The organism is Cellulophaga baltica 18 (assembly GCF_000468615.2).
GTDB lineage: Bacteria > Bacteroidota > Bacteroidia > Flavobacteriales > Flavobacteriaceae > Cellulophaga > Cellulophaga baltica.
In genome coordinates this window covers 4,210,955-4,223,694 of sequence record NZ_CP009976.1, presented here as the reverse complement: position 1 = coordinate 4,223,694, position 12,740 = coordinate 4,210,955, and the positions used below count along the sequence as shown (strand labels likewise).

Genomic DNA, 12,740 nt, shown 5'->3' with positions numbered 1-12,740 from the left:
CCATATGGCATTAAAATCTTTAAGTACTAAAAACGGAATATTTGCTGTAGAAAGTGAAATTAATGCAGCTACAGCTTCTCACTTTAAATCGTATTTTGAAACTAACCTTAATGCTATTTCAAAATAAAAAAGACCACTTTGTGAAAAGTGGTCTTTTTTATATTCTAAACGAAGTTTATTATTCTTGTGTTTCAATCCAAACTCTAGCATTTATAAAAGCTTGTAGCCAAGGCGTTACTTCATCTTTTCTATAGGATGGGTAATGTGCCCAGTTCCAAGGAAATGTAGAACGTTCAATATGTGGCATCGTAACCAAGTGTCTTCCTGTTTTATCACAAAGCATAGCGGTATTAAAATCACTACCATTTGGGTTTGCAGGATAGCCCTCATAACCATATTTAGCTACAATAGCATAATCAGACTCAGAAAGCGGTAGATTAAATTTACCTTCACCATGAGAAATCCATACACCTAGTTTTAAACCTTCAAGAGAGGAAAGCATTACAGAATTGTTTTTCTGAATTTCTACAGAAGTAAAGTTGCTTTCGTGTTTGTTAGAATCATTATGCGTCATTTTTCCATGGGTATGATGTTCCGGATTAATTAGGTCTAGTTCCATGAATAGTTGACAACCATTGCAAATACCTACCGATAATGTGTCTGGTCTTGCAAAGAAATTCTTTAGCGCAGTATTTGCTTTCTCATTGTATTTAAAAGCTCCTGCCCATCCTTTGGCACTTCCTAAAACATCTGAATTAGAGAAGCCACCAACAGCACCAATAAACTGTATGTCTTCTAGATTCTCACGACCAGAGATTAAATCGGTCATATGTACATCCTTCACATCAAAACCAGCTAGGTACATCGCATTAGCCATTTCTCGTTCAGAATTACTACCTTTTTCTCTTAAAATTGCCGCTTTTGGTCGTTTTCCTTCAATTTTCGGTAATTTACCTTCAAAACCAACTGGGAAGACATAGTCTAAAGCTTGATTCTTGTAATTATCAAATCGGTCTTTAGCTAAGCCATTTGCCGTTTGTTTATTATCTAATAAATAAGAAGTTTTAAACCAAGTATCTCTTAAGGAAACAATGTTTAATCCCATTTCCATACCACCATTTTTAATGGTTAAGGTACTCTCGTGAGTAACGGTTCCTATCTTTTTAAAATCTATGCCTGCAGCTTTTAATAAGGTCTCAATGGTGTCATCTTTTGCTTGAAAAACAACTCCTGCATTCTCAGCGAATAATAATTTTATGGTATCTTCTTCACCTAAACTAGAGAGGTCCAGCGTAGCTCCTAAATCAACATCAGCAAAGCATAATTCTAATAAAGTAGTAATTAGTCCGCCTGAAGCAACATCATGACCAGCTGTAATTTTATCTTCTTTTATTAATGTTTGTAGCGTATTAAATACAGTTTTCACGTACTCAGCATCTGTAACCGTAGGCGCTTCATTACCAATTTTATTTAATACTTGTGAAAAAGAGGAGCCCCCTAATTTATAGTTGTCTTTAGATAGGTTGATGTAGTAGATAGCACCCCCATTTTTTTGTAATACGGGTTCTACTACTTTCGTAATATCGTTACAATTTCCTGCTGCTGATATAATTACGGTACCTGGAGAAATTACATCACCATCTTTATATTTTTGCTTCATGGAAAGAGAATCTTTTCCAGTGGGTACATTAACCCCTAATGCAATAGAGAAATCCGAAATTGCTTGAACAGCTTCATATAAACGGGCATCTTCACCTTCATTTTTACAAGGCCACATCCAGTTAGCAGATAGCGAAACAGATGCCAAGCCATCTTTTAATGGCGCCCAAACAAGATTTGTAAGTGCTTCTGTAATACTATTTTTACTTCCTGCCGCAGGATCTATTAAACCAGAAATAGGAGAGTGGCCAATAGAAGTAGCGATACCTTCTTTACCTTTAAAATCTAAGGCCATTACACCACAATTGTTTAAGGGTAATTGTAATGGACCAGCACATTGTTGCTTGGCTACTTTACCTCCTACACAACGGTCTACTTTATTGGTAAGCCAATCTTTAGATCCTACCGCTTCTAATTGTAAAACATGATCTAAGTAATCATGGAAAAACTCTAAAGAATACTGGGCATTATCATAGTTTCTAGGGATTGTTTTATCGGTCATTACCGTCTTTGGAGAGCTGCCAAACATATCTTCCAAGGCTAAATCCATAGGTTTTTCTCCTGTAGTTTTAGATTCGAAAGTAAACCGATTATCACCAGTTACTTCTCCTACTTCATACATAGGAGAACGCTCGCGTTCTGCAATACGCGCTAGGAGATCTACATCTTTTTTGCCAATAACTAATCCCATACGTTCTTGAGATTCGTTCCCTATAATTTCTTTAGCCGATAAGGTAGGGTCGCCTACAGGTAATTTATCTAAATCTATCTTACCACCCGTTTCTTCTACTAATTCTGATAAGCAATTTAGATGCCCGCCTGCTCCATGATCGTGAATAGAAACAATGGTATTCACATCACTCTCTACCATGCCACGAACGGCGTTAGCGGCACGTTTCTGCATTTCAGGATTGGAACGTTGTATAGCATTTAATTCTATGGAAGCACTAAATTCTCCCGTATCTGCACTAGACACAGCAGCGCCACCCATCCCAATACGGTAATTGTCACCACCAAGGATTACAATTTTATCTCCAGTCTCCGGCTTGTCTTTTATTGCTTGTTCTGCTTTTCCGTAGCCGATACCACCTGCTTGCATAATTACTTTGTCATAGGCTAAACGACGATCATCTTCTGTGTGTTCAAAGGTTAACACCGAACCTGTAATTAGCGGTTGTCCAAATTTGTTTCCAAAATCAGACGCGCCATTAGATGCTTTTATTAAGATATCCATAGGGGTTTGGTACAACCATTCACGCTCAGGCATCCCTTTTTCCCATGGTCTGTTTTCTTCTAGTCTAGAATAAGCAGTCATGTATACCGCAGTTCCTGCTAAAGGTAAAGAACCTTTACCACCTGCTAGTCGGTCTCTAATTTCGCCTCCAGCGCCCGTAGCTGCGCCATTAAATGGCTCTACAGTGGTAGGGAAGTTATGTGTCTCTGCTTTTAATGAAATGACAGAATCAAAATCTTTTTCTTCGTAGAAATCTGGTTTATCGGCACTTTTTGGAGCAAATTGTACCACTTTAGGGCCTGAGACAAAGGCTACATTATCTTTATAAGCAGATACTATGGTTCCAGGATTTTCTTTAGAAGTCTTTTTAATTAATTTGAAAAGCGAAGACGGCTTTTCTTTTCCGTCAATGACAAAAGTACCATTGAAAATTTTATGACGACAATGTTCTGAGTTTACTTGGCTAAAGCCAAAAACTTCAGAATCTGTAAGTTTACGGCCTAACTTTTTAGCGAGTGTTTCTAGATAGCCTACTTCTTCATCACTTAAGGCTAAACCTTCTTTTTGATTGAAAGCGGCAATATCTTGAATATTTAATACCGCTTCAGGAGCAATCGCTACCGTAAATATAGCTTGATCCAATGCCTTGTATTTCTGTAAGAGCATTGGATCAAAGCCGTTATCTGTTTCATTCGAAGCAGAAAACTCCTCAATTCTAAGAATACCTTCGATACCCATATTCTGAGTAATCTCAGTAGCATTGGTGCTCCAAGGTGTGATCATCGCTGCCCGTGGGCCAACAAAAAAGGCGTCAAGAGACGCCGTATTTATTTTAGGTTGGTTGCCAAACAACCACGATAATTTTGAAATATTTTCTTCTGATAGTTCGTTTTTGGTTTGTACTGCAAAAACTTTACTGGTGACTTCCCCGAAAAAGTGAATCATGTGCGGTCTAAATTGTTCGTTTAAGAAAGCACAAATTTACATTTTTTTCATTGAATTATTTACAGGAATAGTTAACAGTTTTTAGCTTAATTGTTGATTACTTTTTAATCGACTTTATGCTTTTTTCTCAGCTACTTTTTCTAATAGAGCCATATAGAACCCATCATACCCACTTTCAGAGGAGTAAATTTTGTTTTCTTTTAGCAATCTAAAATCTCTTCCTTCCTCAGAAGCTAAGAAAGTTTTTACCTGTTCATTGTTCTCTTGCGGTAAAATAGAACAGGTAGCATATACCATTTTCCCTTCTGGTTTCAACATTCTACTGTAACTACGAAGAATTTCTTGCTGAGTAGCCATTATTTTTTCTAAAAACTCTGGTTGTAGCTTCCATTTTGCATCTGGGTTTCTACGTAAAACACCTAAGCCAGTACAAGGCGCATCAATCAAAATACGATCTGCCTTACCATATAGCTTTTTAATTACTTTGGTAGAATCAATAACTCTAGGCTCTATATTAAAAGCACCATTTCGCTTTGCTCTACGTTTTAATTCTTTTAGCTTGTTTTCGTAGATATCCATGGCAATTAATTGCCCTTTGTTTTCCATTAAGGCAGCAATATGCAAGGTTTTACCACCAGCACCAGCACAAGTGTCTATTACACGTTGCCCAGGTTTTACATCTAAAAATTCTGCAACTAGCTGCGAAGAAGCATCTTGTACTTCAAACATTCCGTTTTGAAATGCATCTGTTCTAAATACATTGCCACGTTCTGCTAATTTTAGAGCATCTGTATACCCTGCAATAGGTTCACAATCTATACCGTTTTCTAATAAATTAGCTCTAAGTGCTTCTTTGGTAGTTTTTAAAGTATTTGCTCTTAAAATTACATCTGCTTGTTGGTTTAAAGCGCTTATTTCTTTAGTCCAGCGTTTTTCACCTAATGATTTTTCTCCAATTTCATCCATCCAATCTGGAATAGATTCTTTAAATTTTCTAATTTTTGAAAGCTCATCAAAACGTCCTTTAATCTTACGAGTAGGAACGGTTTCTATTTGTTTCCAATCGGGTAATTCAATACCTCTAAGTACAGCCCAAACAGCAAATACCCTAAATAAATTAGGCCTACTAAATGGTGCTTTTACTTCTGCAATTTCTATATATAAACGTTTGTAACGTACAATTTCATAGGTAGTTTCTGCTATAAAACCTCTATCACGAGCACCCCATCGTTTATCAAACTTTAATACTTTCTGAACTACTTTATCAGCATATTCCTCTTCATTAAAAATGAGGTTTAAGGCATCCACAACAGCAAACACCAAATTTCTATGTAGCTTCATTTATTTAAATCTTTTTGTTTTAACTAAAAATTAAGGCTGCAAAGGTATTGTATTAGAACTGATTCCCTTTAATTTTGATTAAAATTATCATTGTCGCGGTCTAGATTAGACCTTAATCGAAAAAAAGAACCAATACCTCTTGGTTTTTGTAAATGTTGAGTGTTATGAAATACGTATTTATTGCTATAATTTCCCTGCTAGTAGTTTCCTGTCATGAAGAAACCACCCGTAAACCGTTTACGGCCGTGACAGTAGACACTATTTATGAAGACTCCTTAAGTATACGTGCTATAGAGCTTATAGATAATACCCTAGCTTTTTCTGCTAATAAGGGATTTGTAGGGACTGTAAATTTAACTACAGGAAAAGTTTTTGGAACTAATGTTCAGTATGATTCTATTCGCCCAGAATTTAGAAGTATTGCAGATACAGGAACCGATGTTTTTGTATTATCTATTGGAACGCCCGCTTTATTATACAAAACAGGGGATCATGGCAAACTAGAATTAGTGTATAAGGAAGAAGGGGAAAATGTATTTTATGATGCAATGACCTTTTGGAATGATCAGGAAGGGATTGCTATTGGCGATAGTAGTAATGGATGCTTATCAATTATAATAACCAGAGATGGAGGGAAAACTTGGCACAAGCAAGATTGTACTTCCTTACCTAAAGGAAAAGCGGATGAAGGGGCTTTTGCAGCCAGCAACACCAATATTAAAGTGATTGGGAATCAAACCTGGGTGGCAACTACCCACGGACGTATTTATTATTCGGACGACAAAGCTAATACTTGGTCGGTTATCCAAACTCCAGTGTTACACAAAGAAGCTACTCAGGGTATTTATTCTCTAGATTTTTATGATGATCGTTTAGGATTTGCTGTAGGAGGAGATTATACGCAACCGGAAAGCAATAAGGCCAATAAAGCGATGACTACAGATGGTGGGAAAACATGGAATTTAGTAGCCGATGGTGTGGAACCTAATTATAAAAGTTGTGTGCAATTTATACCAAATTCTGATGGGAAAGGATTAGTTGCTGTGGGCTTTACGGGAATTAGCTATTCTACTGATACAGGCGCTACGTGGAAAAAATTATCGGATGAAGGCTTCTTTACGCTCCGTTTTAAAAATGATTCTGTGGCGTATGCAGCAGGAAAAGGAAGAGTGTCTAAATTAATTTTCAACTAAAAAAACCGCTACATAGATGAGTAACGGTTTTTAAAGATATTTACTTGTTATTTTTATGCTTATCGCGATATTGCTTGATCAATTTTCGTTTAAAGTCTCCTTCAGATCTAATCAATAATAAAGTTTTCTTTGCAGAGATAACCTTCTGAATTTTCTTTAGGTATGTTTGCTCTAATTCTTCTTCTTCTTTCTCAAACTGAAGGTATTTATCTAAAAGCTTGGCAGAATCGTTTTCGGATAAATTATCAGAAGCATCGAGTTTCTTTCTTATTTCAGTATGACCTTTTTCGTGCAAGTCTTCTCTTTTAGCTTGGTATTCATTATAAATAGGCCAAAAGGTCTGCGCTTCTTTACTAGAAAGATCTAAACGTTCAGTGATAAACGCTATTTTAAGCGTTCTAATCTTATCCCAATCGCCATTTCGTTGCCCAAAAGAAAGCGAAACGGTAAGCATAAGTAGTAGTATGGGAATTATATTTTTTAAGTTATTCATTGCTTTCTATGTTTAATTCATCAAAATCATCAATATTGTTTTCTAGATAATCCATTACATTTTCATCACTCAAATGGTTGTCTATAACATCGTAAATTTCCAATTCATCTACCGGAATAATTTCGGCGATATCATAACTGCTCAAGCTAGATTCGTTACTGTCAAAATAATTTTCAATATCTACATCGGCTAAATCATCAAAGCTTAATTCCGGAGTTTTATTTAAATTTAGACCAATGGCTATGGTAATTGCTGCTGCTATTGATGCTGCAGCGTAATAGTATTTTTTATAAGATTTTAAAGCGATTACTTTAGGTTCTTTTATTTCAAGTTTGGCTTCTAATTCTTTATTGAAATTCTCAAAATAACCTTCTGGAACTTTAAACCCTTCATTTTTAGGGGTAATAGCTGCTTCTTCAGGTAAATTATCGAGTAATTTACTAGTGAAGTTATCAAAATAACCTTCTGGAACCTTGAAACTATTTCCTGTTTTTTTCATTGCTATTGTTTGACTATCAATTTGTTAATAGGTTTAATCGTCTTTTAAAAATGCTTCAATTTTTTTAGTTGCTAAATGATAAGATGCTTTCAAGGCTCCTACCGATGTCTCAAGAATATCTGAAATTTCTTCATATTTCATTTCTTGATAATATTTCATGTTGAAAACTAATTTCTGCTTTTCGGGTAATGTGGCAATAGCTTTTTGCAATGCCAATTGAATATAATCACCTTCAAAATAAACATCAGATTCTAAGTTAGCAATCATCTTTTCCTGAATTTCAGAATTGCCAATATTCAATTTTTTACTTTTTGAATTTAGAAACGACAGTGCTTCGTTTGTGGCTATCCGATACATCCAAGAATATAGTTTGCTTTCGCCTTTAAAGCCGTTAATATTTTTGAACACCTTTATAAATGTGTTCTGTAAAACATCATCGGTATCGTCATGATCTAAAACAATCCGTCTTATATGCCAATAGAGTTTCTCCTTGTAGGTATTCACCAACAATTCAAAAGCCCGTTTTTGCGTGGCCTCAGTCTGTAGTTGCTTAACCAGGAGTGCTTCTTCTATCAAATTTTAATGCATTAGATGTAGGTAGGACTCTAAATTTATAAAAAGGTTTAATGGGAATAGAGAAATTTGTTAAAATTTATGAAGTGTACTGAGAATTTACATTGTTCTGGTGTGTGAAGAAAAGTTCTGTAGCCTTCTGTATATCAGTATCTACATACTTCGAATTGATTTTAAATCAGGCTAAAATCAATTCGAAATTTATAAACATCAGACGCGTCTGTATCATCTATTAAAATAGGTGGACAAAATATTATCCTAAGGATTGCATGGTCACTAACTTCTTGTAGGTGCCATTCATTGCTAAAAGTTTGGTATGTGAACCTTGCTCTACAATTTCTCCTTTTTGTAATACCACAATATTGTCTGCACTTTGTATGGTAGATAAACGGTGTGCAATAACAATAGAAGTACGGTTACGCATCATTTTTTCTAAGGCATCTTGCACCAAACGTTCACTTTCTGTATCTAAAGCAGAAGTAGCTTCATCAAGAATCATGATAGGAGGGTTTTTTAAGACGGCACGTGCAATAGACAAACGTTGTTTTTGCCCGCCGCTTAATTTATTCCCACTGTCTCCAATGTTGGTATCATAGCCTTTTGGTAGCTCCATAATAAAATCATGAGCATTTGCTATTTTTGCAGCTTCTATTATCTCTTCATCTGTAGCATTTTCTTTTCCTAAACTGATGTTATTACGAACTGTCTCGTTAAAAAGAATAGAATCTTGTGTTACTAAACCTAAAAGGCCGCGTAAAGAGCCTTTGGAGTATTCTTTAATATTGACTCCGTCGATACTGATGCTTCCTTCATTAACATCATAAAAGCGCGTAACAAGATTAGCTATAGTACTTTTTCCACTTCCAGATTGTCCTACCAATGCCACTGTAGATCCTTTTGGTACGTTCAGGTTGAAGTTTTTAAGTACATATTCATCATCATACTTAAAACTTATATTTTGTAGTGCTATACCAGTATCGAACGTATTTTTTTCTATTGGATTCGTGATTTCGGTAATCGGATTTTCTGTTTCAAGTATTTCTAAAATACGTTCTGCTGCAGCGTCTCCTTTTTTAACGCCATAAGAAGCTTTACTAATAGCTTTTGCGGGAGTAAGAATGTTATACGCTAATCCCATGTAGGCTATGAAGGAAGACGCGTCTAGTGTTTTGTCAACAAGTACCATTTTCCCTCCAAACCAGAGTAAAACGCCTATTACCAAAATCCCTAGAAATTCCCCAGTAGGAGAGGCTAAATTTTGTTTATTCAGTAAAATGTTTGAAAATTTAAAAAATCTTTCTGTTGAATTATTAAACATTTTATTAAAACGGGATTCCGCATTAAAAGCTTTTATAACTTTTAATCCACTTAATGTTTCTTCCGTAATAGATAAAAATTCTCCTTGCTCGCGCTGCACGTCATCAGATTTCTTTTTTAATGATTTCCCAATTAAAGAAATAATATATCCGGCTATAGGTATAAATATAAAAACAAATAATGTAAGGTTTGTGCTTATGCCAAACATTATAAAAATGGTGAAAATTATTGTTAATGGTTCGCGTACAATTAGTTCTAATACTGACAAGAAGGAGTGTTGTATCTCTAATACATCGGAAGTAATCCGGGCAATTACATCTCCTTTTCGCTTTTCAGAATAAAAGGAAATAGGAAGCTCTGTAATTTTTTGATACATTTTATTTCGTATATCCTTCAAAACGCCATTTCTCAAAAATGTAATAAAATACATGGCAAGATAATTAAAGAGATTCTTGAATAAGAACAAAAACAACACAAGGCCAATTACTAAAATTAGTCCTTTCATATCGTCATCACCAGAGTATGCGGTAACTTTGTAATTGATGGTCTCTTGTAGGTAATCTTTTAAATGCCCCATATCTGTATATACGGGTTCCTTGAGCACTTTTTTCTCGGGTTTAAATAGGACATCTAACATTGGAATCAGCGCGGCAAAAGATAGCGCGCTGAACAATGCGTATAAAATGTTGAAAAATATGTTTAAATATCCGTAGCTACGGTAAGGTTTCGCGTAGCGAAGAATCTTTTTGTAATTATCCATTAATTCAATTTAAGTTCACTCAAAATACGAGCAACTTTAGCTTCTAATTTGGCATTAACTTCTTTGAATGCCGAGGCTGTATCTAAAGAAGTATTGATGCTGAAATAAAATTTAATTTTAGGTTCAGTTCCACTTGGTCTAGCGGCCATTTTGGTGCCATCTTCTGTAGTATAGATTAGTACGTTAGATTTAGGAATATCAATAGTAGAAACTTCGCCAGTATTAAGGTTTTTAGAGGTTGATGTGTTGTAATCATCAACGATAATTACTTTTGAGCCATCAATACTAAGAACAGGGTTTTCTTTAAAATCAATCATCATCTGCTTGATCTCTTCCGCACCTTGCATTCCTTTTTTAGTTAAAGAAATAAGTTTTTCTTTGTAGAAGCCGTAATCAACATAACAATCAATTAAATCTTTGTAGAATGAGCTGCCATTTGCTTTTGCGTTTGCAGCAATCTCACAAGCCAATAGGGTAGAAGTAACGGCATCTTTATCGCGAACAAAATCACCTACCATAAAACCAAAGCTTTCCTCGCCACCACCAATAAAGTTTTGGTTAGGGAAATCTTTAATCATTTTTCCAATCCACTTAAATCCTGTTAATGCAGTTTTGTATTCTACACCATAGGCATTAGACATCGCTTCCATCATTGGCGTGGAAACAATAGTAGAGGCAACAAATTCGTTACCCTTAAAACCTTCTTGCTTGGCTTTTTCTAAAAGAAATTTAGTCATTAAAACCATCGTCTGGTTTCCATTCAAAATTTCCATTTCGCCATCAAGATTACGTACGGCAATACCTAATCTATCACTATCAGGATCGGTACCTACTACCATATCAGCTCCAATTTCCGTAGCTTTTTTAATCGCCATAGAAAGCGCTTCCGGCTCTTCTGGGTTGGGAGACTTTACCGTTGGGAAATTACCATCTGGTTTAGCTTGCTCTTCTATAATCGTCACGTTTTTATATCCAGCGCGTTTTAGAACTTCTGGAATAGCAGTGATGGATGTTCCGTGTAAGGAAGTGAATACTATTTTAAAATCGTCTTTACCTTTTGCATTAAAACTGCCTCTGGCAACAGATTCTGAAATAAAAGCTTCATCAACTTCTTTATCTATTAATTCAATTAAGTCAGGGTTAGCTTTAAAATTAATATCCTCAAAAGAAAGCGAATTAATTTCTGCTACAATTTTCCCGTCTTGTGGGGGTACTATTTGTCCGCCATCTGTCCAGTATACTTTGTACCCATTATATTCAGGTGGGTTGTGTGACGCAGTCAGTACAATACCTGCATGGCAATTTAAATGTCTTACCGCAAAAGAAAGCTCAGGAGTAGTTCTTAATTCAGAAAACAAAAATACTTTAATTCCGTTTGCAGAGAATACTTCAGCCACTGTTTTTGCTAAAGTGTCACTATTATGGCGGCAATCAAAAGCAATAACCACTTTTAATTCTTCTCCTTTATATACTTCGTTTAAGTAATTACTTAAACCTTGTGTACTTTTTCCTAAAGTGTATTTGTTTATTCTATTTGTTCCAGCGCCCATTACACCGCGCATACCGCCAGTACCAAACTCCATATTCTTATAGAACCTGTCTTTTAGTTCTTCGGTATTGTTATCTATTAAATCTTGAACTTCTTTTTTAGTATCAGCATCAAAGAAATCGGTTAACCAGGTTTTGGCTGTATTTAGTATATTGTCCATAAAAGTAGTGCTTTAGGGTGTGTCGTAAATTTATTTAGAATATTCGTTTAAAATTGTTGTGTTTAATTCTTCCGCTACGGTATAGCGTGTTTCATTTGTTTTAGATCGTACCATTATTTCTCCTAAAAAACCAGCCAAAAATAACTGTGTACCAATAATCATAGCGGTTAAAGAGATGAAAAATTGTGGTCGGTCTGTAATCAATCTTCCTGTTCTATGAATAAATAGTTTATCAATACCCAAATATAAGGCAAAAGAAAAACCTACAAAAAACATTAATACGCCTAAAGCACCAAATAAATGCATAGGACGTTTTCCGAATTTAGAAACAAACCAAATGGTAATTAAATCTAGAAAGCCATTAATAAAGCGTTCCATGCCAAATTTGGTCTTCCCGTATTTACGGGCTTGGTGTTGTACGACTTTCTCTCCAATATTAGAAAAGCCTGCGTTTTTGGCTAAAACAGGAATGTATCGGTGCATTTCTCCAGAAACCTCAATGTTTTTAATCACTTTGCTGTTAAACGCTTTAAGTCCGCAATTAAAATCGTGAAGTTTTACCCCTGAAGTTTTGCGTGCCGCCCAATTAAAAAGTTTAGAAGGCATGTTTTTACTTAAAACTGAGTCGTACCTTTTTTTCTTCCATCCAGAAACAAGATCATATCCTTCTGTTTTTATGGCAGTATATAGTTCCGGGATTTCGTCTGGATTATCCTGTAAATCGGCATCCATAGTAATAATCACATCACCAGCCGCCGCTTTAAAACCTGCATGTAAAGCTTGTGATTTTCCGTAATTACGTAAAAATCTAATTCCTTTTACAGCAGGATTAGCGTTTGATAAAGCCGAAATTTCTTGCCATGAAGTATCTGTACTACCATCATCGATGAAAATAATCTCGTAGGAGAAGTTATTGCTTTCCATGACGGAAACAATCCAATTATGTAATTCTTTTAAAGATTCTTCTTCATTAAGAAGAGGTATAATAATAGATAAATTCATGCAATACTTCTGAAA

At 35.4% G+C, this 12,740-nt stretch carries 10 protein-coding genes; 2 read left to right on the top strand and 8 right to left on the bottom strand.

Features of this window, described 5'->3' with window-relative positions; translation table 11 throughout:
- Positions 1–4 precede the first annotated feature (4 nt).
- A complete protein-coding gene (locus M666_RS20820) occupies positions 5–127 on the top strand; it encodes a hypothetical protein (RefSeq protein WP_262486527.1) in 123 nt (40 codons plus the stop codon).
- A 51-nt stretch (positions 128–178) separates the two neighbouring features.
- Here the strand turns inward: M666_RS20820 and purL are convergent, their stop codons facing one another.
- The gene (gene purL / locus M666_RS18255) at positions 179–3,838 is read right to left on the bottom strand and encodes a phosphoribosylformylglycinamidine synthase (RefSeq protein WP_029445722.1); all 3,660 of its coding nucleotides are present in this window, start codon (positions 3,836–3,838) and stop codon (positions 179–181) included.
- Between the two features lie 114 nt (positions 3,839–3,952).
- Positions 3,953–5,179: an RsmB/NOP family class I SAM-dependent RNA methyltransferase gene (locus M666_RS18250; protein ID WP_029445723.1), complete on the bottom strand. Its 1,227-nt coding sequence runs from the start codon at positions 5,177–5,179 to the stop codon at positions 3,953–3,955.
- Between the two features lie 164 nt (positions 5,180–5,343).
- Between M666_RS18250 and M666_RS18245 the strand changes: the two genes are divergently transcribed.
- Complete coding sequence (locus M666_RS18245; RefSeq protein ID WP_029445724.1) at positions 5,344–6,372, top strand: WD40/YVTN/BNR-like repeat-containing protein; 1,029 nt, start codon at positions 5,344–5,346, stop codon at positions 6,370–6,372.
- A 40-nt stretch (positions 6,373–6,412) separates the two neighbouring features.
- On the opposite strand, the gene M666_RS18240 is transcribed toward M666_RS18245, so the two are convergent.
- The 6 genes from M666_RS18240 to M666_RS18215 form a co-directional block, all read right to left on the bottom strand.
- Positions 6,413–6,865 carry a hypothetical protein gene (locus M666_RS18240; RefSeq protein WP_024479814.1) on the bottom strand — a complete coding sequence of 151 codons (453 nt, stop codon included), beginning with the start codon at positions 6,863–6,865 and terminating at the stop codon, positions 6,413–6,415.
- On the bottom strand, positions 6,858–7,364 hold the full coding sequence (locus M666_RS18235) for a hypothetical protein (protein ID WP_029445725.1): 507 nt from the start codon (positions 7,362–7,364) through the stop codon (positions 6,858–6,860). The genes M666_RS18240 and M666_RS18235 overlap by 8 nt, the downstream gene beginning before the upstream one ends.
- A 33-nt stretch (positions 7,365–7,397) precedes the next feature.
- Positions 7,398–7,940 (bottom strand): RNA polymerase sigma factor, encoded by a 543-nt coding sequence (locus M666_RS18230; protein WP_025614414.1) that lies wholly within the window; start codon positions 7,938–7,940, stop codon positions 7,398–7,400.
- A gap of 250 nt (positions 7,941–8,190) precedes the next feature.
- Positions 8,191–10,014, bottom strand: coding sequence for an ABC transporter ATP-binding protein (locus M666_RS18225; RefSeq protein ID WP_029445726.1), 1,824 nt, complete (start codon positions 10,012–10,014; stop codon positions 8,191–8,193).
- Positions 10,014–11,723, bottom strand: coding sequence for a phospho-sugar mutase (locus M666_RS18220; protein WP_029445727.1), 1,710 nt, complete (start codon positions 11,721–11,723; stop codon positions 10,014–10,016). Before M666_RS18220 ends, M666_RS18225 begins: the two co-directional genes overlap by 1 nt.
- 30 nt (positions 11,724–11,753) lie before the next feature.
- Positions 11,754–12,725 (bottom strand): glycosyltransferase family 2 protein, encoded by a 972-nt coding sequence (locus M666_RS18215; protein WP_029445728.1) that lies wholly within the window; start codon positions 12,723–12,725, stop codon positions 11,754–11,756.
- Positions 12,726–12,740: the final 15 nt, after the last annotated feature.

Bases quoted from the DNA above. Each gene is read 5' to 3' on its own strand.
- M666_RS20820 (WP_262486527.1), top strand. From the start codon at position 5: ATGGCATTAAAATCTTTAAGTACTAAAAACGGAATATTTGCTGTAGAA.
- purL (WP_029445722.1), bottom strand. From the start codon at position 3,838: ATGATTCACTTTTTCGGGGAAGTCACCAGTAAAGTTTTTGCAGTACAA.
- M666_RS18250 (WP_029445723.1), bottom strand. From the start codon at position 5,179: ATGAAGCTACATAGAAATTTGGTGTTTGCTGTTGTGGATGCCTTAAAC.
- M666_RS18245 (WP_029445724.1), top strand. From the start codon at position 5,344: ATGAAATACGTATTTATTGCTATAATTTCCCTGCTAGTAGTTTCCTGT.
- M666_RS18240 (WP_024479814.1), bottom strand. From the start codon at position 6,865: ATGAATAACTTAAAAAATATAATTCCCATACTACTACTTATGCTTACC.
- M666_RS18235 (WP_029445725.1), bottom strand. From the start codon at position 7,364: ATGAAAAAAACAGGAAATAGTTTCAAGGTTCCAGAAGGTTATTTTGAT.
- M666_RS18225 (WP_029445726.1), bottom strand. From the start codon at position 10,014: ATGGATAATTACAAAAAGATTCTTCGCTACGCGAAACCTTACCGTAGC.
- M666_RS18220 (WP_029445727.1), bottom strand. From the start codon at position 11,723: ATGGACAATATACTAAATACAGCCAAAACCTGGTTAACCGATTTCTTT.
- M666_RS18215 (WP_029445728.1), bottom strand. From the start codon at position 12,725: ATGAATTTATCTATTATTATACCTCTTCTTAATGAAGAAGAATCTTTA.